Below are 20,484 nucleotides of genomic sequence, written 5' to 3' on the forward strand. Positions count from 1 at the left end.
TTATCGTAATTGCAGTATGGCGGGGATAAACACTCCGCTGACAAATTTTAGTGACGCTTCTCGAACTGTCAATAGAGCTTGCTAAGAACAATTAGGCTGTCAGCTAAAACATGAATAGACGCCTCGGCAGATAGTAGACATATGCACGTAACAATGCGCATGGACAAGGTATAAGTTTTTGCCTATGCCCCGCCTCTGTAATCAGTTATGGGTAATGTTAACATCTATTAACTTGTCACGAGTGATTGGCCTTTGAGGTGTCGTTCCTACAAGTGTTGTTGTGTGCCCACCTATGACCACTGTTTATCAGAAAGTTGCCCCTGAGCTAGAGACGTTAGACCGCTTTCCACCACCATCGCCAAAACACCACCCCTGGCAGGTATTAGCTGTCCTAATGGTGGCGGGGTGTTTGTCAAGTGCGGCTGGAGCGGTGGTGGCCCCCGTTTTTCCAGAAATTGTTGATCAGTTTCAGCTGAGCACTCGCTGGGCTGGGGTTCTAGTGAGTGCCCATACCTTGACGACAGCCCTGGCAAGTCTTGTGTTTGGATTGTTGGCCAGTCGTTTGGGCAGCGTACGCATTTTACTGTCTAGCCTGGTGGGCTATGCCATTTTTGGCGGACTGGGAGCCATGGCTCAAGGTTTTTGGGGGATCTTGCTCTCGCGGGCACTGGTGGGTGTGGCTAGCGGTGGTATTGGTGCCGGTAGTATTGGCATCTTGAGTAATCTCTACGATGGCGAAGCCCGCACTCGGATGATGGGCTACGCCACTAGCGCCTTGGCTACGGCCACTGTGATTTTTCCGATTTTGGGTGGTTGGTTAGGGCTGTACCATTGGCGTTGGGCCTTTGTGCTCTATGGGTTGGGTTTGCCAGCCGCGCTAGCGGGGTTATATTTTTTGCCAAAAGGGCGACGGCGTAAGGTCCGTGGTATTCCTCAAACTGATGGTATTGGCGACATTCTCAAACAAGGACAGGTGTTGCTGATTTTGCTGGCGTTAGCGACAGCATCGGCAATTTTCTATGTGGTTGTAGTCTATGCACCGCTGTATTTGAAAGAGGCAATTGATGCGTCATCCTTGCTCAATGGTTGTGTTTTGGCGGCACGCTCGGTGGGTGCGGCGGTGATTGCGGCGGTGGGTGCGGCTAAGGTTTCGAAACGCTTGGGGCCTGGGGGGGCGATCGCATCTGGATTCTTCCTCATGGCTCTTTCCCTCGCCACCATTCCCAATGTCTTATCCCCACCCCTAATGTTACTAGCGGGGTTACTCTTCGGACTAGGCTTTGGTATCGTCATGCCCAACTTCTACAGTGCCCTGGCTGATTTATCCCCTGACTCACAGCGATCTGGTGTATTAGCTATTGGCACTGGCTGTGCGTCTCTGGGGCAATTTATATCACCCTTTATTTTTGGCCCCGTATGGGCCAGTGCTGGCACGGATGTATTTTTCCTGGCAGCGGTGATTGCTGCTACGGTGGGATTTCTAAATTGGCTGCGTCGTTAAGGCCGACCGCTCGATGATTCTCAAGTATTCACTGCTGAAATTTCTCAAAACAGGTGCCGTTCCCCTGTTATTGACCACAGTTGCATTAAGACAGATTATTTTAGTCCATACAGCTGGTCTAAGTCCGTGGCATGGAGGTGGTTTTGGCATGTTTGCCTCCATTGATCGAGATGAGCGGCGTGTGGTGACTACCCAGCTGATTGACTGTAGCCAGACTTCCAGCTTTCTGCTGACCAAAGTTATGGCTGACTACCCTGGGTTATTGAGTCAAGACACTTACACTCATATCAGCACCTTTCCCACTGAGGCCGGGCTGCACCGTATGGGCAAAAAGTTGCTCTCCCTAGAGTCCCAGAGTCTCATTGCTGAGCTTTACGCGACCAATCGCGAAAAAGGCTGTGATTCAAAACTTAAATTGCAGCCCTGGCGATTGGTGTATGACGGCGAGTCTATTGCCTATAAGCCGATTACTGCTCCGGTTGAGGTTCAGCCATGAAGTTGGTCAATCAATGGAACGCTTGGCTGAGTCATCTGATGCAGCCACCCATATATATTTTGGTGCTACGGCTGACGACGATTTTGCTTTTACTCCACGGTGTGGATCACTGGCGCTGGACCATGTTGCCAGAAAAGCTATTGGCGTTAGCGATGCTGCTGTATTCGCCGCTGGTGCGTCAGCCCTGGGCCTGGCTAGCCATGGGTCTATGCCTGGTTGTAAACAACCTGTGGCATTGGTCTAGCTTGGTGAACCATGAATATCTCTATACCTATTGGGTGTTGGTGTGTGCGATCGCAGTCTGGAGTCGGACACCTAAGCAGGTACTGCGGTGGAATGCCCGCTGGTTAATTGGTCTATGTTTTTTATTCGCCACGCTTTGGAAATTTCTAGGTGGGGAATATTTAGACGGTTCGTTTTTGCATCTGACGTTTCTGCTAGATAGTCGTCTGGCAATGGGAGCTGTCTTATTTGGTGGTTTAGACTTGAGCACCCTGGCTGAGAATCGTCAGATATTTGAAACCATGCAGGCATCAGCCGCTGTTTTAGACCCGCAGCAGCTGGCATCAACACCCCGCATGGCAGTTGTGAGCTTGGTGCTGTCTTATTGGACGATTTTGATTGAGGGATTAGTTGCAGCCAGTTTTTTGCTAACAGAACTCCGCTGGCTGCATAATAAGCGAGACTGGTTGCTACTTGGGTTCGTGATTACGACCTATACAGTGATTCCCGTGCTGGGATTTGCAGCCCTACTGATGGTAATGGGGCTGATTCAAGTCAAGAGTAATTTTATTGCGCGTATTTATTTGGGATTGCTGATATTAATGCCCATTTGGATGCCGTTACCCCAAGGAATTTTCTGGTTGCTTCAAAAAATATTTTTTGGATCGTAATTTGTCAGACCGTCTTGCCGCAAATCCCTGACTTAGCCTATCTCGGTATCAGGTGACTCTTGCAGCAGCCATAGTCCGCTATAGGTCATGCCTGAATCATCGGGACGGATGAGCAGAAAATGTAATCCTTTTGCTGTGGCTTTACGTTGCTCAAAGACATTGGCGGCACCGCGTACATCGGTGTCTTCAAACGTTGTGAGAACGAAGCGATCGCAAAGCCCCGCTTCCAAAATTAGTCCGTCTGGCTGCCCCGCCATGTACTTCAAAAAAGCAGGTCGCGTTGATGCTAACCACTGAGCTAGACCCATAGCTCGTCGACCACCATCAATTACCACGCCAGGAATCAATACAGTGCTAGACAGACCAATCTCTAACGGCAGTAGCTCTTTAGGCACTGAACGTAAGGGAATCGCCTCGTACTGAAACCGCAGCAAATCAGCATTAGATAATCCTGCAAAACGCCAGGTTTCACCCCAGAGATTATCGGGTAAAGGTACCGGTGTAGAACGCTCAATAGCAAAAGGAGAATAGGTCTCCCCAGTGTAAGTTTTGAGATTCGGGTACCAGGCTGCGCGCTGTCGTAACCACTGTTTCAGCGTAGGCAAGCCACGTTTAGCGACTACGGGAATATCCAGTTCTCGACAGGCAACTTCAGCCAGGGTCTGGGTTTGAGGACGAAAAACATGCAGTTCCTTAGGCCGATAGCCCGCTCGATGGATCGCTTGCTTGAGCTGCTGACGTAGCCACATGGCATCAGCTTCTGACTGGGGGCAGGTTTCTGCATAGCTAAATCCCATGTCGGGAGTGCATAACAATAACTCCCATAGGGAATTTTTCTCAGCGTTTTTTAAGGGACGGCGATAGAAGTCAAGTTGCCAGGGGGGACTCATGAAATGTAGAGCTGATTGACATAGTCAGACACCATGCGATCGCTATTAAAAATAGGCGCAATGGTGCGAATGGAGGCTTTCATTCGTTTCACCCAGCCATGGGAAACGTGGTTGCGATCGCAATCGTAATATAACCGCACAATGTCCCGTTCTAGCTGAGCGTAAAACGATTCTGCATCTATCGTATCCTGAACATCTTGATCTCTTGTTTCAGCATCTTCACCAATGGTCCAGCCGTTGAGGTGGGCTTTGTACCCTTCACACCACCAGCCATCTAGCACACTGAAGTTGATGCCACCGTTAAGGGCCACTTTCTGACCGCTGGTACCCGATGCCTCTAAGGGACGACGGGGGGTGTTGAGCCATAGATCAATGCCCTGGACCATCAGCTTGGCTGTATACATGTCATAGTCTTCGATAAAGGCAATCCGGTCCCGCAAATCGGGATGACGACTCCATTCCGCAATGCGTTGAATAATCCGCTTTCCGGCAGTGTCATTGGGGCGAGCCTTGCCCGCTAGGATGAGCTGTACCGGGCGCTTTTGATTAGAAAAAATACGGGTGAGTCGATTGAGATCACGAAAAATCAGGTCGCTTCGTTTGTAATCGCTAAAGCGGCGAGCAAATCCGAGGGTAAGCACCTGGGGATCCAACAGCCGTTCCACTGCATTGATATCGTCAGAGCATTCTTTGCGCTCCTGTCTGGACTTGAGCACGCGATCTCGGGTATAGGCGATCAACCGGGCTTTGAGAATCTGATGTCGCTGCCACAGCCGCTCATCAGGGATATGCTCAATTTTGCTCCAGGTTTCAGGATCGCTGATGCGTTCGGCCCAGTGTTTACCCAAATAATCCTGGTATAGATCTTCCAACAGGGGAGCAATCCAACTACGAGCATGGATACCATTGGTGACATAGCCAATAGCCGCTTTTTTGTCCGAGCGTTCAGCATATAAATTTTGCCAGAGTTGGCGGGATACCTCTCCGTGCCGTTTACTCACCGCATTAGTTGACCGGGTGAGCTGCAGTGCTAGAGCGGTCATACTAAACACATTAGGGGTTGAGGATTGGGCTCCCAGGGCTAAAAATTCTGCACGCTCTAGCCCTAACCTGGGCCAGTAGTCAGAAAAGTAGTCCTCCATCATGTCTACGGAAAAAGTTTGACCTGTCGGCACTGGAGTATGGGTGGTAAAGAGAGTGCGATCGCAAACATAGGGTTTGACATCGTCTAGGGTGCCACCCATTTGCTCTAACTCAAACCGAGCCAGCTCTAATAGGGCGAAGGCAGCATGAACATCGTTCAGATGATAAATCGCTGGTTCGATACCCAGTGCTTGCAACATACGTACACCACCCACACCCAAAAGAATTTCTTGAGCTAGCTGTCTCTCGGGCTTGCCACTGTACAACTGTGCTGTAATCTGACGGTCATCAGTATCGTTCTCAATTACATCTGTATCTAATAGATAAAGTAAGCTGCGCCCCACCTGGACTTGCCAAACCTGGGCCTTAACCATGCGCTGACGAATAGTCACTCGAATCTTGAGTCGTTGACCATGCTCATTGCAGACCGGAGTCAGCGGAAGGCTTTCAAAATGATTGTTCCGGTAGTGGGTTTCTTGCCAACCGCTGCGGTTAAGTCGTTGGGCAAAATATCCCTGGCGATAGAGGAGCCCTACCCCCACCATGGGGAGTCCCAAATCTGAGGCAGATTTAAGATGGTCGCCTGCTAATACACCAAGGCCACCGCAATATAGGGGCAATGATTCATGGATACCGTACTCAATACAAAAATAGGCCACCGGGTTATCGGCAGTGATACTAGGGGCTGCTTCCTGGGCCCAGGTATGGTCACGGTGAAGATAAGTTTGAAATTCGGTTGATAGTGTTTGCAGTCGTTTGAGATAATTTGGATCCTCTGCCAGCTGCCATAGCCGTTCTGGAGTGATGGTCTGCATTAAGGCCACGGGATTGTGCTGACAGTCTTGCCATAAATCGGGAGCCAACACTCGAAATAGAGAGCCGCGTTCTGATGTCCAGCTCCACCAGTAGTTGTAAATAAACTGGGTCAATGGCTTCAGGGGAGGAGGAAGCTTGGTATTGAGGGAGCGACGAAGATTCATGGGCTCTTCCAAGAGGAGGTAGATAACAGGAAATGGGGCTTTGGCTCAAGGCGATCAGCTCAAAATGGGTGCAGACCTACTGCGATATAGTAAACCAGTCTTAAATCCTGACTATGGCCCCAATACTTACCCAATTTGGTCAACAAATGTCCCACCTCACAGGGGTGCGGGCAATCATGAAAGATATCATCGAAACTCTGCAGTCGGGCCAGTCTGCAGAGTTTATTAACTTAAGCGCGGGTAATCCGGTAATTTTGCCGGAGGTGGAGCAGCTGTGGCGCGACTGTACAGCGGATTTACTGGCCAGTTCAGACTATGGGGAAGTGGTCTGTCGATATGGGTCTAGCCGTGGTTATGAACCTCTGATTGATGCGATCTCAACCGATTTCAATCAGCGCTATGGCCTCAGCCTCAAACCCGAGAATATTTTGATTACCCCCGGTAGTCAGTCCCTCTACTTTCTGGCCGCCAATTCCTTTGGCGGCTATACGACCGAGGGACAGCTCAAGGAAATTATCTTACCCCTGAGTCCAGACTACACAGGCTATGGTGGTGTTTCACTCTATCCGGAAGCTGTACGAGCCTATCAGCCCACCCTAGAGGTGGATACCGCTGCTCACCGATTTAAGTACCGACCAGATTTTAGTCAGCTGACCATTACTGAACAGACTGGGTTTGTCCTATTTTCCCGCCCCTGTAATCCTACCGGCAATGTCCTTTCTGATGATGAGGTAAAACGTATTGCCACACTGGCAGCCAATGTCCCTGTCTTTATTGACTCTGCCTATGCGCCGCCGTTCCCAGCCCTAAATTTTACTGAGATGACGCCCGTGTTAGCCCCCAATGTGGTTCATGGTATAAGTCTTTCGAAAGCGGGACTGCCTGGTGAGCGGGTGGGCATTGCCATTGGCGATGCGGCCACAATTCGCATCCTAGAATCATTCCAGACCAATCTATGTATCCATTCCTCCCGCTATGGTCAAGCCATTGCAGCTAAGGCCATTGCCTCGGGAGCGTTAGCCGAGATTTCTAAAACTGCCATTCGTCCCCACTACCAACAAAAATTTGCGGTGATCGAGTCCACCTTGGATGAAACGATGCCCGATGTGCCATGGTATCTCCATCGGGCTGAAGGTTCTATCTTTGCCTGGTTATGGCTCCAGGACCTACCGATGGACGATCAAGCCTTCTACCAAGCACTTAAGCAATATGGGGTGATCATTGTTCCTGGGAGTCCCTTTTTTCCTGGTCTACGAAATGACTGGGAGCATAAGCATCAGTGCTTTAGGATTAGCCTGACGGATACAGCTGAGAGAATCGAGATTGCAATCCGTCGGCTGGCCAACTTGACCGAGGAAGTCTATGGGCAAGGGTAGCCAAGGTAGCGTAATTTTAATCAAAAACACACCCATGCCTTCTCCTGAAACTGCCGAAATCGATTGGCTCCCCATTGGCCGCATTGTTGGCCCCCATGGTCTCAATGGCGAGGTTAGAGTCTATCCAGATACCGATTTTCCAGAACGGTTTGAGCAGCCTGGGCAGCGCTGGTTGCTCAAGTCTGGAAGCTCAACCCCAGAGCCGATCAAGCTGATTAAGGGTCGATTTCAAGATGGGAAAGGTCTTTATATTCTGAAACTGGCTGGGATTAATCATCGAGATCAGGCAGAGGCGTTGCGGGATGCCAAGTTGTTGGTAACGGTTGATGATCGTCTACCGCTAGAGCCAGGGGAATTTCATGTGGGAGATCTCATGGGCCTGGCCGTTATTGTACAGACTACTGGAGAGCAGATCGGCACAGTGATCGATGTTTATCGGGCTGGGAATGATTTATTAGAAGTGACGCTGATTCCGACAAGCCTTGAACATGCGCCTCAAGACAAGCCTCGAACTGTACTCATTCCTTTTGTGGAAGCGATTGTGCCAGTGGTTGACTTAGCCCAAAGACGGATTGAAATTACCCCACCGGCTGGCCTAATTGACTAGGGTTGGGTCGGTCATTCAACCTTCTATCCTCAATCCAGCTGCATGGGCCTGGCTGGTTAGCAATCGTCGAATCCGCTCCAGGGTTTTGGGATCATTGATGCGTTGCTCTTGATATCCTCGTTTCCATACAGGAGCGCCCGGCACGCCTCTGACAAGATTGATGCGTTTAGCCGCTGCCGCCTTAAATCCCGCGACAAATGAGGAGAGGGCACGCGGTTTTAGTGGGCTTTGGCGCAGACTGGGTGGTTCATTGTTGACCACAGCTACTAATGCTCGTACACCATTGGGTAGGACTGTCCAAAGATCTAGTGCTATATCCCGCTGATGAGCAGCAGCGATCTGTCGCCATTCATCCGCTGCAATCTGCCCCGAAGGATTCAGCTGGGTATGTTCACCCAGGCGTTCGCCAAACAGAAATTCTTCTTGATGGGTTGATAGATGAACGTGATAAAACGTGGCGCTGGTTTGGGAGTGACCCAACTGGAATAAACTAGCCAACCTTCCCTCAGTGCCTATCGAGGCATTGTGTTGTCTTCTGTTGGTCTAGATTTCCCAAAAAATTATATGAATTCCCGCTACCTTAAAACGCGATTTCCCCTGTGGGGACGTTCCATGGAACGTCCCCACAGGGGAAATCGATTTTGATTCCAATGGGCAGAGCGAGACTCGAACTCGCATGACCAAAGGCCGCCACATTTTGAGTGTGGTGCGTCTACCAATTTCGCCATCCGCCCGTAGCTTCAACATTATAGTTGATACTGCGCGTTTGTAGGAGTTTTTGATAATCTTGGGTGCTATGCCACTGGGTGACTTCCTTGGCCCGCAAGACTGGGACCGGATGAGTCAGATCCTGAGTACGCATTTGCTTGAGAAAAAGACCAAGCTGGTCATGACTTAGATCTTCATAGGCCTGGGCCTGGGCCAGAAAAGCATCCAGATTTAGTTGGGGCGAGAGCGTAGCAGACCCGCCGGTCAGTTTCATCAATACCGAGGCCACTGTACGAGAATCTTGGCTGACAAGAAGGGCAGCACGATCGCAAGTAAACTCAGCGCAGCGGACCCATTCCATAATCTGGCTTTGTAAGTTTTGCGCTAGAACAGGCCCCAAGGGCAATTGACTAGCCGCCAATGCAATCAGATTCGCCAGGGTTAGATAGACACCGTGATCACATTTGAGATGCCCCAATTCGTGACCAATGACAGATTGGAGTTCCTTGGCATTGATCAGTTCAATCAATGCAGTATGGACCACAATAAAGGGTTGCTTGCCCCGCATGGCAAAGGTATAGGCATTGGGAATCGGATGCTGCTTTATATACAGCTGGGGCTGTTCAATATCTAAAATTTGACAGGCTTCAACCAGCAGACTGTAGATATCGGGGAGCTGATCAGGCCCTACCAAAACGCTAGTAGCAATATTTTCCAAATAAAAAAAATGCTCTACTGTCGGCCTCAGCAAGGTTCGTATTGCCAGGCCTAGACCTGGCAATTGCTTAAGAGATTCAGTGGCTTGCAAATCTAAAGGATGGCGGAAATGATTGGCCCGCAATCCGGTCAAAATAGACTTATCATCCACGTTATCCACCTCACTGATGTCTAACACTACGCTTATAGTGTAGCGGGCCTACCCTAAACAACAACTGGCCGCTCCTTAGAGACTGCAGTGATGGTAGTATCCTCACCCTGAACACGACGTCGTAACTTCGCACCCACAGCTGTCAGCTTAGCTTCAATATTTTCATAGCCTCGATCTAGATGATGCAGACCGTGCAGGGTGGTTTTACCTTCAGCAGCTAGACCTGCTACAAGTAAAGCTGCAGCTGCTCTCAGATCAGTGCCAGTGACTGGTGCGCCTGATAAAAAGGGCACTCCACGGATGACGGCAGTATTACCCGTGAGGCGAATATTTGCTCCCATCCGATTAAACTCAGCTACATGCTGTAAGCGATTTTCAAAGACAGTTTCTGTAATGACGCTGTTTCCCTCTGCCAGGGTAGTTAGAGCCATAAACTGAGCCTGCATATCCGTAGGAAACCCTGGATGGGGACGAGTCTCAATCTCAACGGGCAAGAGGCGTTGACCTGGCACAATTCGGACTCGGCTATGACCTTCCATCTCAATTTTGGTACCAGCTTCAGCCAGCTTGGCAATTATGGGGGTTAAATGCTCGGGAATAATGGGCGATAGGCTAATGGGGGACTTGGTCATGGCCCCAGCCAACATAAAAGTACCAGCTTCAACCCGATCTGGGATGATGCCGTAGTCAGTAGAGTGGAGACTCGGAACACCAGCAATGGTAATGGTATTGGTGCCAGCACCACGAATACGAGCTCCCATGGCACGGCAGAAATTGGCCAAGTCTAATACTTCTGGTTCTTGAGCCGCATTTTCAATGACGGTTTCTCCTTCAGCTAAGGTAGCAGCCATCATCAGCGTCTCTGTAGCTCCAACACTGGGATAGTCCAGATAAATTTTGCCGCCTTTGAGTCGACCACGACTACCCGGCACATAGGCATGGACGATGCCATGGTCCATGTGGACTTCTGCACCCAGAGCCTGCAAGCCACGAATATGAAGAGCTACAGGGCGAGCACCAATAGCACAACCTCCAGGCAAAGGGATACGGGCCACACCCAAGCGAGCCAGCAAAGGACCAATGACAAAGAAACTGGCTCTGAGTTTACTGACAATTTCGTATGGTGCACGGGAGTGACTGATGTCACTGGCATCTACATCAAGAGTATCGCCATCACGAGATACCTTGACGCCCAGTGCTTTAAGCACGTCTGCCATACGGCCAATGTCAACCAGATTTGGAATATTACGAATTCGGCAGTCCTGAGAGCACAGGATGGTTCCTGCCATGACGACTAAAGCCGAGTTTTTTGCCCCACTGATGGGAATGTGGCCGTCCAAGGGGCGTTTGCCCCAGATTTCAATGACAGGTGCAGACTCGCTGGAGGAGCGTTTATCAGCCTGAAGTGAGGTATTGATGGGATTGTCCTCCGAATTCAATAAAGTTAAGACTCAGCCACACAAGAACACAAAATTGACACGAAAACCAGTTTTGTCAATATTGGTGATGATTCTATCTGAAAGTACTTATTTGTTAAGTCATATTAATATCCTTTTGTCTCTCTACAGATGTTTTAGATTTTCTGAAATGTAAAACACGATGAGTTTTACGAAAAAATGGGTATTGACGAATCACTCTCCTTGCTAGACGATAAGAAGCTATGGCTGCTTTTGTAGTCTTGTGCGGAACTGGCGGAATTGGTAGACGCGCTAGATTCAGGTTCTAGTGTTCGCAAGGACTTCCGGGTTCAAGTCCCGGGTTCCGCATACCCTAATTTTTTCCAGTTGGATTGATTGCGCGTTCAGACGTCCGAATTTATACGTCTGTCAAAACACCTCTATGTTTAGGGGATATCAGTGCTATTATTCAGTTTTTCTTATTTATTCAGACTTTTTTATCGATTATTCAGCCAATGCTCAGAAAAATGGCATTGACTATTCAGCCAATGCTCAGAAAAATGGCATTGACTATTCAGCCAATGCTCAGAAAAGTAAAGTCTTGAAGATATCCATGGTCTAGTAGCGTTTGCTGAACGGCTGAACGGTAGTAGTGTTACTTCACTGCCCAGCTGACAGTTTAGGGCTATGTAGGTAATCAGAACCGTAGCCCACAATAACGTCTGGATGTTAGAAACCTCTGCAACAATTACCAGCACTAAGAACCCTTTGGCCAAGCAGTTTCGTAAGCTCCATCAGGCAAAGGAGCGACGTCGCCAAAATATGTTTTTGCTAGAGGGTACCCATCTGTTACAGGAGGCTTGTGCGATTAAGTATCCCCTGAATCAGGTGGTGGCAACGGAGGACTGGTGTCGTGCCCATCCTGATTTGTTGAATCTGTTGCAACGCTTTACCACCGACATCCGTTTGGTTACGCCTGAAGTCCTAGACAGCATGTGTACAACCGTAAGTCCTGATGGTGTGGTGGCTATTGCTCAACGGTACGATATACCAACGATTGCGAGAACTGTCTCCCTGGGAGTAGCACTTGAGCGATTACAGGATCCTGGCAACTTGGGAACGGTAATTCGCACTGCAGTAGCCTCTGGGTGCGATCGCATCTGGCTAACGGCTGACAGTGTAGATGTGGATCATCCCAAAGTGCTAAGAGCGACAGCAGGACAATGGTTTCGATTACCTCCCCAGACCGTCCCCACCTTAGAGGGATTGGGGGAACTAGGTGTTCAGCTTGTGGCCACCACGCCAGTAGCTTCCTTGGACTATTGGGACCTAGATCTGCGACAGCCGACGATATTTCTCATGGGTAATGAAGGGGCTGGGCTATCTGAACAGACAATGGAACTGGCGACTCATCACGTTAAAATCCCCCTGGCGGCTGGGGTGGAATCTTTGAATGTTGCGATCGCAACTGCGGTACTACTCTATGAAGCCAAACGTCAGCGTCAGGACTGTTGAGAACTGGGCTGAGTGGTTTGGATGTTTTGGGTCGCATGAGAACTGAGTGGAAGCACTTTGGCATTCTCTGGCTCAGATGCTTTGGAGCCACTGTCCGGCAACACGTTTTCTTCCCTTTCTCCCACAAGTGGCTCTCCCAAAAGCTCGTCCAAGTGCTCTAAAGACTGCATAAAGTCTGCCACAGCAGACTGTCGTAGCTGATGACGTTTGTCCATAAATCCTGCCTCGCTAGTCGCCCCTGACTGCCATGACTGACGATGAGTCTAATCATGGCAATTGATTTAGGGAGCTATTAGTAATGAGATTTGTGAATCAAACTCTAGCCAAGATGTTCCAATTTCAAGAAAACTAGAAAAATAATCAATCATTATGTGAGGAGGATAGTCCTCTGGGAACCCGTCCAACCAGGATAGATCCGTTCTACAGGGATGGCGTTAGACACTGAATATCAAGGACTTGGAAACAATGCCGTCGCTGATTTAGAAGATGAATCACTCTATTAGAAATGCCATAGGACAGTAGCTTTCAGATGAAATCTTCTCGAGGATCAGCAACGGCAAAATAATTCCTCAATATTCAAGTTGTCTAATATCCACGATCTAGTTGAGAATGTACTTTGCCCCTATGTTACCCATATCGTTGGCTAAGGGGGTCGCTAATGTGCTGAAAACAGGAGATCGTTGTGAGTTCGTCCTTTGATTACGACCTAATCATTGTGGGTGCCGGTGTGGGTGGCCATGGCGCAGCATTACACGCTGTGAAAAGTGGTTTAAAGACCGCCATTATCGAAGCAGCAGATATGGGAGGTACCTGTGTTAATCGGGGATGTATTCCATCGAAGGCTCTGCTAGCTGCTTCCGGTCGTGTGCGTGAACTACGGGATAAACATCATCTACAGTCCTTTGGAATTCAGGTAGGGGATGTGCAGTTTGAACGTTCTGCCATTGCCGATCATGCCAGCAATCTGGTGAGTAAAATCCAGGGGGATCTCACCAATAGCCTCACTCGCCTAGGTGTAGATACGATTCATGGTTGGGGCAAACTGGCTGGTGCCCAAAAAGTCACCGTGACTAATGCTGATGGCGAAAAAACTTACACCGCCAAAGATATTATGCTGTCACCAGGGTCGGTTCCCTTTGTACCACCAGGAATTGAAACTGACGGTAAAACTGTATTTACCAGTGACGAAGCGATCAAGCTCGACTGGTTGCCTCAATGGGTAGCAATTATTGGTAGCGGCTACATCGGTTTAGAGTTTTCCGATGTATATACAGCCCTGGGTTGTGAGGTCAGTATGATTGAGGCACTGCCACAGCTGATGCCTACATTTGATCCAGACATTGCCAAAATCGCTAAGCGAGTACTCATCGATCCCAGAGATATCGATACTCATGTGGGTGTTATTGCCAAAACGGTTACCCCTGGATCACCCGTGACCATCGAACTAGCGGATTTGAAAACGAAGGAAACTGTCGATGTCCTAGAAGTAGATGCCTGCCTGGTGGCAACTGGACGGATTCCTGCTACGAAGAATATGGGTCTGGAAAGTTTAGCCATTGAAACTGATCGCCGTGGGTTTATCCCCGTCAACGATCATATGGCGGTTCTGCGCGACGGTGAACCCATTCCTCATCTCTGGGCCATTGGCGATGCTACTGGCAAGATGATGTTGGCCCATGCGGCATCTGCGCAAGGTGTGGTAGCTGTTGAAAATATTTTGGAAAATCATCGCACTGTTGACTATCGCAGTATTCCGGCAGCAGCTTTTACTCATCCAGAAGTGAGCTTTGTGGGAATGACAGAACCTGCCGCTAAGGAGTTGGCTGCGGCTGAAGGTTTCCAGGTTGGTTCTGTACGTAGCTACTTCAAGGCTAATTCCAAGGCACTGGCAGAAAATGAATCTGACGGTTTGGCTAAGGTAATCTACCGCAAGGATACGGGGGAAATTTTAGGTACCCATATCATTGGTATTCATGCAGCAGACCTGATTCAGGAGGTAGCTAATGCTATTGCCCAGGGGCAAACGGTCAAGGATCTATCCTTTATCGTACATACACATCCCACCCTGTCTGAGGTATTGGATGAAGCCTTTAAGCGGGCCGAGGTGATGGCATGAAAATCAGACGACGTCATCCCAATCCGGCTGTAGCTGTCGATACCTTGCGCTATCAGGTGAAAGTGCCTGATAGTGAGCCCCACAATATTCTTGAGAAAATTGTGTGGCAGAAGGAGGCAGAGGTGGCACGCCTACGGGAAAAGACCCCCCTATCGGAGCTGCAACGAAAGGTACTAGCAATAGCACCTCCGTTAGATTTTGCTGAGGCATTACGCCATGGTCAGACGACTCCGGCTGTGATTGCTGAGGTTAAAAAGGCATCTCCTAGCAAGGGAGTGATTCGAGAGGACTTTGATCCAGTTGAGATCGCAACTGCCTATGAGCAAGGCGGTGCTACTTGTCTATCTGTACTCACCGACCGTAAATTTTTTCAGGGAAGCTTTGACTATCTTGCCCAGGTGCGTCAGGCTGTAAAGCTTCCATTACTTTGTAAGGAATTCATCATTTATCCCTACCAAATCTATCAGGCACGGATCCACGGAGCCGATGCTGTCCTGCTAATTGCGGCTATTCTGTCAGATAAAGACCTGGGTTACTTTACTCGGATTGCCAAAGCTTTGGGGATGACAGCCCTGGTAGAAGTTCACACGGCTGAAGAACTAGACCGGGTGCTAACCTTAGAATCCGTAAACGTCATTGGAGTGAATAATCGTAATCTTGAAGACTTTTCGGTAAGTTTAGAGACTACTCGCGATCTCTTAGCTCAGGCAACAGCCCATGCCAGGTCTGCGGAGATTGTGTTTATCAGTGAGTCTGGTATTCATCAACCAGATGATGTCGCTCAGGTTTCCCAGGCCGGAGCCCAGGCCATTTTGGTGGGTGAGTCGCTAATGCGACAAGCTGATCCCGGCGCGGCTATTGGTCAACTCATGGCCTAAGCGACCGTAGGTCGTTCATTTTCTACCAGTTTCAGGTTCCTTACTCTGATTTTTCCGACTATGGATCGCCCTATTCCCCTGCCATCACATATTCATTACGAACTCCTATTACAGCTTCTAGAACGTGAGACTGCTGCCGCTATTTATCAGCACTCCCCTCAAAAGGAACAGCTGCATGAATTGATCATTACTCTACGCAAAGCTATGTCTCAACAAAAACAGTTAGAGGCAAGTTGCAGAGTTTCTAATCTATCCGTGGAATATCACTGGTCATTGAATGAAAAACCAAGCGTTTAAGCTGGCTACGGCGTCCCAGCACAATTAGAGAGCAAACTACCCCCCTGAAGCATTGAGCTTCAGGGGGGTAGTTTGTTTTTTCTAATCTCTAAGAGAATGACCTAGACACGACATCCCTAAGGGTGAAGCAGAAGGTCAGGAAAAAAACGATTGAACTCAATCAGGATGCCAGCCGTAATTGTCATCCAAATTGCAGCTACTACAGGAGCTGTAGACAGATACTTCATCATGGGAATTCTTTCCTAAATAAAGTCGGGTCAAAAATAATAATCAAACTTAGGTGTAGCCAACGAGTCTAACTACACCCGTAAGTTGAATCACCTACCGAGGTGAAATAGTGATCTCATCATCCTTCGCAAACATTGCACCAGATGCTATGTCTTTGAATGCAACCAAAGGCCATGCAGCACCACCTAAGGAAGACTTGATAGCCAAGCCAGTATCGATGATGATCTCCATCTCTTCAGGCTTCTTAGCAGAACGAGACTCAATCAGGTAAGAACGACCAGCCCAACCAATCCAGCCAGCAATGTAGAGGAAGAGGATACCAGGAATGACAAATTCACCCAGGTGACCTAAATCACCATCTACCACCAAGTGAGGCAGGCCATCTTCCCCACAGAGCAAGGTGGAATTAGCATAAAAGTCAAAACGCGCTTTCGCAGCGTCTGTTTTAGCCGCAGAAGCACGTTGTTGGAACGCTGCAGATTCGCCACAGGGGGTCAAACCCGCCACGTTGTCCCCAGCTAGACTAGCAGAAGCAGGTGCTGCGAAGCCAAGCCAGAGGCAGATTACTAGAGCCAGAGCAAACAACCGTCGCATAGAGTGTTTCCTTTGTGTTTTACAAAAGACAAAAAATAGATTTCAGAGATTCTCTTAATTTAGATTGACAACCGTAAAGCTGAATCCAGCATAGCCATAACATGATGAATGCTTTCACAGAAGCTCAACGTAGTGTTTCGCTACTTTTTAAGTAGTTATAAAAACTGAACCAACGTGAACTAAATTAAGGATCTACTTGACTCTCAGGGATCATACCTTTCTGCCAAACCCTGACAGGGGAATTGCTCACAAGACTTTACATGCTGACACATTTGACCCATGGCGACGATTTTAGCAATTGAAACAAGCTGTGATGAAACAGCAGCAGCTGTCGTTTGCGATCGCCAAGTGCTCAGTAGTATCGTTGCATCACAGATTGACCTGCATCGTCGCTATGGCGGTGTGGTGCCTGAACTAGCCTCCCGTGAGCATTTGCTCACCATTGGCGACACAGTGAAGGAGGCCGTCAGCAAATCTGACTTAGCCTGGAGCGATATTGATGCAGTGGCGACGACTTGTGCACCAGGATTGGTGGGCGCACTGCTGGTGGGTATGAGCGTTGGCAAAACTCTGTCCATGGTGCATCAAAAGCCTTTTTTAGGAGCCCATCATTTAGAAGGGCATATCTATGCAGCCTATCTAGAGCACCCAGAACTAAAGCCACCTTTTCTTTGCCTACTGGTATCCGGTGGGCATACCAGTTTGATCCGTGTCGATGACTGCGGCCAGTACAAGGTTTTAGGAAAAACGCGAGATGATGCGGCAGGTGAAGCCTACGATAAGGTCGCTCGGTTAATGGACCTGGGGTATCCCGGTGGTCCCACTGTGGACCGATTGGCTCAGCAAGGGAATCCCAAAGCATTTCGATTGCCAGAGGGAAATATTTCCTTGCCAGAGGGAGGCTATCACCCCTACGACGCTAGCTTTAGTGGTCTAAAAACGGCAGTTCTAAGATTGATAGAACGTCTCAAGGCCGATGGCATCGACCCTCTACCAGTGGTGGATATTGCTGCTAGTTTTCAATATGCTGTCGTGCGGGCATTAACCAAGCGGGCGCTTCGCTGTGCGCAGGACCAAGATTTGCCCGCCATTGTTCTGGGTGGTGGTGTTGCTGCCAATAGCAGCCTGCGTCAGGTGCTCACCACGACAGCTGCCGATCAAGGGATGCAGGTGTATGTGCCATCTCTCAAATTCTGTACTGACAATGCAGCGATGGTTGCTTGTGCAGCCAGTGAGCATTTTGATCGGGGGCATCGTTCTAGTCTAGATCTGGAAGTTTACTCCCGTTTGCCCCTAGAACAAGTCGCCGTGCTATATCAGACTAGCCATTAGTCAATAACCATTGGCGCACCTTGGTCTCCAAGGCCAAAGGCTGTTCCAGCATGGCAAAGTGTCCACATTGCTTGAAGGTCACTACCGTCTGCTGCCCCTGTCGAAAAAACTGATGAAAACTGGCTAAATGTTGGACATAGCGAGGCTCCATTACCGTATCCTGCTCACCGGCAACAAAATATACAGGCTGAGATAGCTGTGCCACTATGTTGGGAAGCTGATGTACTTCATCTTCAGTTGTTGAGGCCAATAGGGATTGGGTCGCTGCTTCTGGATCTGCCCGCAGGAAATCTATAAGGCGTTGTTTGCCCCACTGGTAGCTCAAGGGTTGCTGCACCATGATCTTGGCAAATATCCAGGGCAGGACAGGCAAGTGCTGTAACCACTGAGGACGCCTTTCCAGCATTTGTTTACCCGCATTGCGAAACTTTTCAAAGGCATTGTGGATATAAATTCCACCGCCAGCATTGACACATATAACTCCCTTGACCCGTTCTGGAAACAAATGGGCTGCCCATAGAGCAATACTGCCGCCTAAGGAATGCCCCATCAACCACACATGATCTATTTCCAGTTTTTCTAATAAGGCATTGAGATCATGAGCATAGGCCGTGAGGCCATAGGTTGCCATCTCTGAAATATCAGAGCGACTTGAAAGCTGCTGAGTAGAATCTCCAAACCCTCGTAAATCGTAGGCTAAACAAGCAATATCTGGGGCAAGTTGCTGCATTAACGGTTGCCAGTAAGCCCGACTTAGCAACCAGCCATGGATGCACACCAGCACTGAACGATGAGGGGGAGAAGTTGAAAATAAATGGGGAGTGAAATCATAGACATGGGGCACTCCGAAGACAGGTGTCACCACCATGGTGAAGATAGAATTCGCACAACGACATTCAAACGTGAACCAGTCCCAAAGAGCTTTTCTAGGTTAAGAGAGTCCAACGTTAGCGATAAAAACCAACATACAAACATCCAAGCGTTGTCAATAGAGACCACCCAGCAAACGCTCACGCATGCCTTCAGCAATCTTATGACCCAAATATTCTGGGATTAGACTCTCATTTGGACCCAAGAGGTACAAAATCAACCGAGTACGACCGCGCCATACCAATAGATTAGCATTCACCACCAGTAGATCCTCTTGCCAGATGGCATACATGACTTTGTAAAACAGGCCTGGTTGATTATCTGCTTCGATCAGGAGGGCGGGTAAATGGAAGACGGGATCGACATAAAATTCGGTTTCAACTTTTTCTAAGCCAGCATTGAGATTAAACTCAACGCTCAGCATTTCTTCGACTTCATAGCGACCGGCTAGGGCCTCTCGAATAGCTCGACAGGTATTGTCAGCAGTTTTTTCACTCAGAGCCTTGCCTCCGCGTGAAACGACCAGCTTTACAAATACCAACATGGGTGGATATATCTGCCCATACAGGCTAAGGCTATGGATGGTCAGGCCGTAGGCTGTTAGTACACCAAAAATATCGCTGAGTAAAAACGATTGATTGCGATATGCAAAATGGAGGGCACTGCGATTACCTTCCGGTTTAATTTCGATGACTGCTTTTTTGGTCTTATAGAGCTGATAGGCAAGCCGTAAATTTTGTAGCTGAATTTCACTACTGACAAATTGCTCATAAAATTGCGGGAACGCTCGATTGAAGCGCTTCAGCAACTCTACTGTCGATGTCTTTAATCCGGCTGCCATATATATTCAGAAACTGCATTAGTTGTACTGATTGATTGCCTGATGTATTGCTTGGGAGGGATCGACCAGTTTTTCATAGTTCCGATTATTGATCTCAAGCATCCAAAGTAATCTCATCAGCGTGCCGTGTCGATAGGAAAACTAGTCATCTGTCAGTCTCAATTTTGGGGTTAAGTATGTCGGTTTAGTCGGCGGCACGGAACTCAACCACTCACAACTCGTGACTTACATTTATCTTCGTACCCAAGGTTTTCAGATCGACGCAGTAATAGCTTGCCCGCAAGTTTACCGATTGGTACTTAAGACCGATTGGTACTTAAGTTTTAATTGATTCTAAATCAATGTTTTTACCCTCCTAGGAAAGGATAGACCTATACTGCTAGAGTTAAGACAGAATTTATCTTTCCAACCGTTTTATATGCATGGGTTTCTGGAAAAGCTTATTTAGTCCAACCGAGGCTTCATCAGTGCCCACGCAAGCTGTTTCTGATGATTATGCGATAAACACGACAGGTTCTGAGCAGACAGCTCGTATTGTTTTTAGTACAGATCGCAATATTGATTTGTACGAACTTGAAGAGCTTTGTGATTCTGTTGGTTGGTCACGTCGCCCCTTGCGTAAGGTAAAAAAAGCCATTCAACATAGTTTTTTGGTAGTTACTATGTGGGAGTTGCAGGGAGCTCGCAAGCGTTTGATTGGGTTTTCGCGGGCCACCTCGGATCATGCTTTCAATGCGACCATCTGGGATGTAGTTGTTCATCCTAGCTATCAGAGTAGGGGGTTAGGTAAAGCTTTGATGCATCAGTTGATCAAAAAATTGCGTAGTGAAGATATTAGTAACGTCACCTTGTTTGCCGATCCCCAGGTAGTTAATTTTTATAAAAACTTAGGCTTCATGCCGGATCCAGAAGGAATTAAAGGCATGTTTTGGTATCCGGAGTAGGGGTAATCAG

22 protein-coding genes and 2 tRNA genes are annotated in these 20,484 nt (G+C 48.6%); 13 read left to right on the top strand and 11 right to left on the bottom strand.

All coding sequences use genetic code 11. The features are described 5' to 3' along the window. Positions 1 to 292: 292 nt before the first annotated feature. The 3 genes from IXB50_RS00435 to IXB50_RS00445 are packed head-to-tail and all read left to right on the top strand — an operon-like array spanning position 293 to position 2,890. On the top strand, positions 293 to 1,501 hold the full coding sequence (locus IXB50_RS00435; RefSeq protein ID WP_215606957.1) for an MFS transporter: 1,209 nt from the start codon (positions 293 to 295) through the stop codon (positions 1,499 to 1,501). A 13-nt stretch (positions 1,502 to 1,514) separates the two neighbouring features. Further along, complete coding sequence (locus tag IXB50_RS00440) at positions 1,515 to 1,997, top strand: hypothetical protein (protein WP_215606958.1); 483 nt, start codon at positions 1,515 to 1,517, stop codon at positions 1,995 to 1,997. Continuing rightward, entirely contained in the window at positions 1,994 to 2,890 is an 897-nt protein-coding gene (locus IXB50_RS00445; protein WP_215606959.1) for a hypothetical protein, read from the top strand. Before IXB50_RS00440 ends, IXB50_RS00445 begins: the two co-directional genes overlap by 4 nt. A 32-nt stretch (positions 2,891 to 2,922) precedes the next feature. Here IXB50_RS00445 and IXB50_RS00450 read toward each other — a convergent pair whose 3' ends face one another. Both IXB50_RS00450 and glgP read right to left on the bottom strand, forming a co-directional pair. Beyond that, positions 2,923 to 3,780 carry a Tab2/Atab2 family RNA-binding protein gene (locus tag IXB50_RS00450; protein WP_215606960.1) on the bottom strand — a complete coding sequence of 286 codons (858 nt, stop codon included), beginning with the start codon at positions 3,778 to 3,780 and terminating at the stop codon, positions 2,923 to 2,925. After that, positions 3,777 to 5,903, bottom strand: coding sequence for an alpha-glucan family phosphorylase (glgP, locus tag IXB50_RS00455; protein ID WP_215606961.1), 2,127 nt, complete (start codon positions 5,901 to 5,903; stop codon positions 3,777 to 3,779). Before glgP ends, IXB50_RS00450 begins: the two co-directional genes overlap by 4 nt. A 113-nt stretch (positions 5,904 to 6,016) precedes the next feature. On the opposite strand from glgP, the gene IXB50_RS00460 reads away from it, so the two are divergent. Both IXB50_RS00460 and rimM read left to right on the top strand, forming a co-directional pair. Continuing rightward, entirely contained in the window at positions 6,017 to 7,279 is a 1,263-nt protein-coding gene (locus IXB50_RS00460) for a valine--pyruvate transaminase (protein WP_215606962.1), read from the top strand. Positions 7,280 to 7,313: 34 nt separating this feature from the next. Next, positions 7,314 to 7,886 (top strand): ribosome maturation factor RimM, encoded by a 573-nt coding sequence (rimM, locus tag IXB50_RS00465; RefSeq protein WP_215606963.1) that lies wholly within the window; start codon positions 7,314 to 7,316, stop codon positions 7,884 to 7,886. A gap of 15 nt (positions 7,887 to 7,901) precedes the next feature. Here the strand turns inward: rimM and IXB50_RS00470 are convergent, their stop codons facing one another. From IXB50_RS00470 to murA, 4 genes are all read right to left on the bottom strand, one after another. Further along, positions 7,902 to 8,384 carry a hypothetical protein gene (locus tag IXB50_RS00470; RefSeq protein ID WP_215606964.1) on the bottom strand — a complete coding sequence of 161 codons (483 nt, stop codon included), beginning with the start codon at positions 8,382 to 8,384 and terminating at the stop codon, positions 7,902 to 7,904. A gap of 153 nt (positions 8,385 to 8,537) precedes the next feature. Further along, positions 8,538 to 8,620 (bottom strand) — tRNA-Leu (locus IXB50_RS00475). Then, a complete protein-coding gene (locus tag IXB50_RS00480) occupies positions 8,599 to 9,489 on the bottom strand; it encodes a M48 family metallopeptidase (protein WP_326520691.1) in 891 nt (296 codons plus the stop codon). Before IXB50_RS00480 ends, IXB50_RS00475 begins: the two co-directional genes overlap by 22 nt. A gap of 26 nt (positions 9,490 to 9,515) precedes the next feature. Continuing rightward, positions 9,516 to 10,901, bottom strand: coding sequence for a UDP-N-acetylglucosamine 1-carboxyvinyltransferase (gene murA / locus IXB50_RS00485; protein WP_216867549.1), 1,386 nt, complete (start codon positions 10,899 to 10,901; stop codon positions 9,516 to 9,518). Between the two features lie 243 nt (positions 10,902 to 11,144). Between murA and IXB50_RS00490 the strand changes: the two genes are divergently transcribed. The 3 genes from IXB50_RS00490 (at position 11,145) to IXB50_RS00500 (ending at position 12,374) form a co-directional block, all read left to right on the top strand. After that, positions 11,145 to 11,228, top strand: a tRNA-Leu gene (locus IXB50_RS00490). Positions 11,229 to 11,301: 73 nt separating this feature from the next. Next, positions 11,302 to 11,481, top strand: a complete 180-nt coding sequence (locus tag IXB50_RS00495) for a hypothetical protein (protein ID WP_215606965.1) — start codon at positions 11,302 to 11,304, stop codon at positions 11,479 to 11,481. Between the two features lie 104 nt (positions 11,482 to 11,585). Next, positions 11,586 to 12,374, top strand: a complete 789-nt coding sequence (locus IXB50_RS00500) for a TrmH family RNA methyltransferase (RefSeq protein WP_215606966.1) — start codon at positions 11,586 to 11,588, stop codon at positions 12,372 to 12,374. Here IXB50_RS00500 and IXB50_RS00505 read toward each other — a convergent pair. After that, entirely contained in the window at positions 12,362 to 12,589 is a 228-nt protein-coding gene (locus tag IXB50_RS00505; RefSeq protein WP_215606967.1) for a hypothetical protein, read from the bottom strand. The two genes, IXB50_RS00500 and IXB50_RS00505, sit on opposite strands and share 13 nt — an antisense overlap. Positions 12,590 to 13,056: 467 nt before the next feature. Here IXB50_RS00505 and lpdA point away from each other — a divergent pair, with 467 nt between their 5' ends. From lpdA to IXB50_RS00520, 3 genes are read left to right on the top strand one after another with little or no spacing between them, the layout of a single operon-like run. Then, positions 13,057 to 14,490: a dihydrolipoyl dehydrogenase gene (lpdA, locus tag IXB50_RS00510; protein WP_215606968.1), complete on the top strand. Its 1,434-nt coding sequence runs from the start codon at positions 13,057 to 13,059 to the stop codon at positions 14,488 to 14,490. Further along, on the top strand, positions 14,487 to 15,368 hold the full coding sequence (gene trpC / locus IXB50_RS00515) for an indole-3-glycerol phosphate synthase TrpC (protein WP_215606969.1): 882 nt from the start codon (positions 14,487 to 14,489) through the stop codon (positions 15,366 to 15,368). Before lpdA ends, trpC begins: the two co-directional genes overlap by 4 nt. A 60-nt stretch (positions 15,369 to 15,428) precedes the next feature. Continuing rightward, positions 15,429 to 15,665 carry a DUF5340 domain-containing protein gene (locus IXB50_RS00520; RefSeq protein ID WP_215606970.1) on the top strand — a complete coding sequence of 79 codons (237 nt, stop codon included), beginning with the start codon at positions 15,429 to 15,431 and terminating at the stop codon, positions 15,663 to 15,665. Between the two features lie 116 nt (positions 15,666 to 15,781). Here the strand turns inward: IXB50_RS00520 and psaJ are convergent, their stop codons facing one another. Both psaJ and IXB50_RS00530 read right to left on the bottom strand, forming a co-directional pair. Further along, positions 15,782 to 15,895 (bottom strand): photosystem I reaction center subunit IX, encoded by a 114-nt coding sequence (psaJ, locus tag IXB50_RS00525; protein ID WP_215606971.1) that lies wholly within the window; start codon positions 15,893 to 15,895, stop codon positions 15,782 to 15,784. A gap of 91 nt (positions 15,896 to 15,986) precedes the next feature. Beyond that, positions 15,987 to 16,487 (bottom strand): Photosystem I reaction center subunit III, encoded by a 501-nt coding sequence (locus IXB50_RS00530; protein WP_215606972.1) that lies wholly within the window; start codon positions 16,485 to 16,487, stop codon positions 15,987 to 15,989. Positions 16,488 to 16,766: 279 nt separating this feature from the next. On the opposite strand from IXB50_RS00530, the gene tsaD reads away from it, so the two are divergent. Further along, positions 16,767 to 17,819 (top strand): tRNA (adenosine(37)-N6)-threonylcarbamoyltransferase complex transferase subunit TsaD, encoded by a 1,053-nt coding sequence (gene tsaD, locus IXB50_RS00535; protein WP_215606973.1) that lies wholly within the window; start codon positions 16,767 to 16,769, stop codon positions 17,817 to 17,819. On the opposite strand, the gene IXB50_RS00540 is transcribed toward tsaD, so the two are convergent. Together IXB50_RS00540 and IXB50_RS00545 are read right to left on the bottom strand one after the other, a co-directional pair. Then, entirely contained in the window at positions 17,809 to 18,687 is an 879-nt protein-coding gene (locus tag IXB50_RS00540) for an alpha/beta fold hydrolase (protein WP_215606974.1), read from the bottom strand. The two genes, tsaD and IXB50_RS00540, sit on opposite strands and share 11 nt — an antisense overlap. Before the next feature lie 117 nt (positions 18,688 to 18,804). Beyond that, entirely contained in the window at positions 18,805 to 19,530 is a 726-nt protein-coding gene (locus IXB50_RS00545) for a hypothetical protein (protein WP_215606975.1), read from the bottom strand. A 422-nt stretch (positions 19,531 to 19,952) separates the two neighbouring features. Between IXB50_RS00545 and IXB50_RS00550 the strand changes: the two genes are divergently transcribed. Beyond that, positions 19,953 to 20,474 (top strand): GNAT family N-acetyltransferase, encoded by a 522-nt coding sequence (locus IXB50_RS00550; RefSeq protein ID WP_215606976.1) that lies wholly within the window; start codon positions 19,953 to 19,955, stop codon positions 20,472 to 20,474. The last annotated feature ends 10 nt before the right edge of the window (positions 20,475 to 20,484 follow it).

Source organism: Leptothoe spongobia TAU-MAC 1115, from assembly GCF_018739885.1.
Taxonomy (GTDB): domain Bacteria; phylum Cyanobacteriota; class Cyanobacteriia; order Phormidesmidales; family Phormidesmidaceae; genus Leptothoe; species Leptothoe spongobia.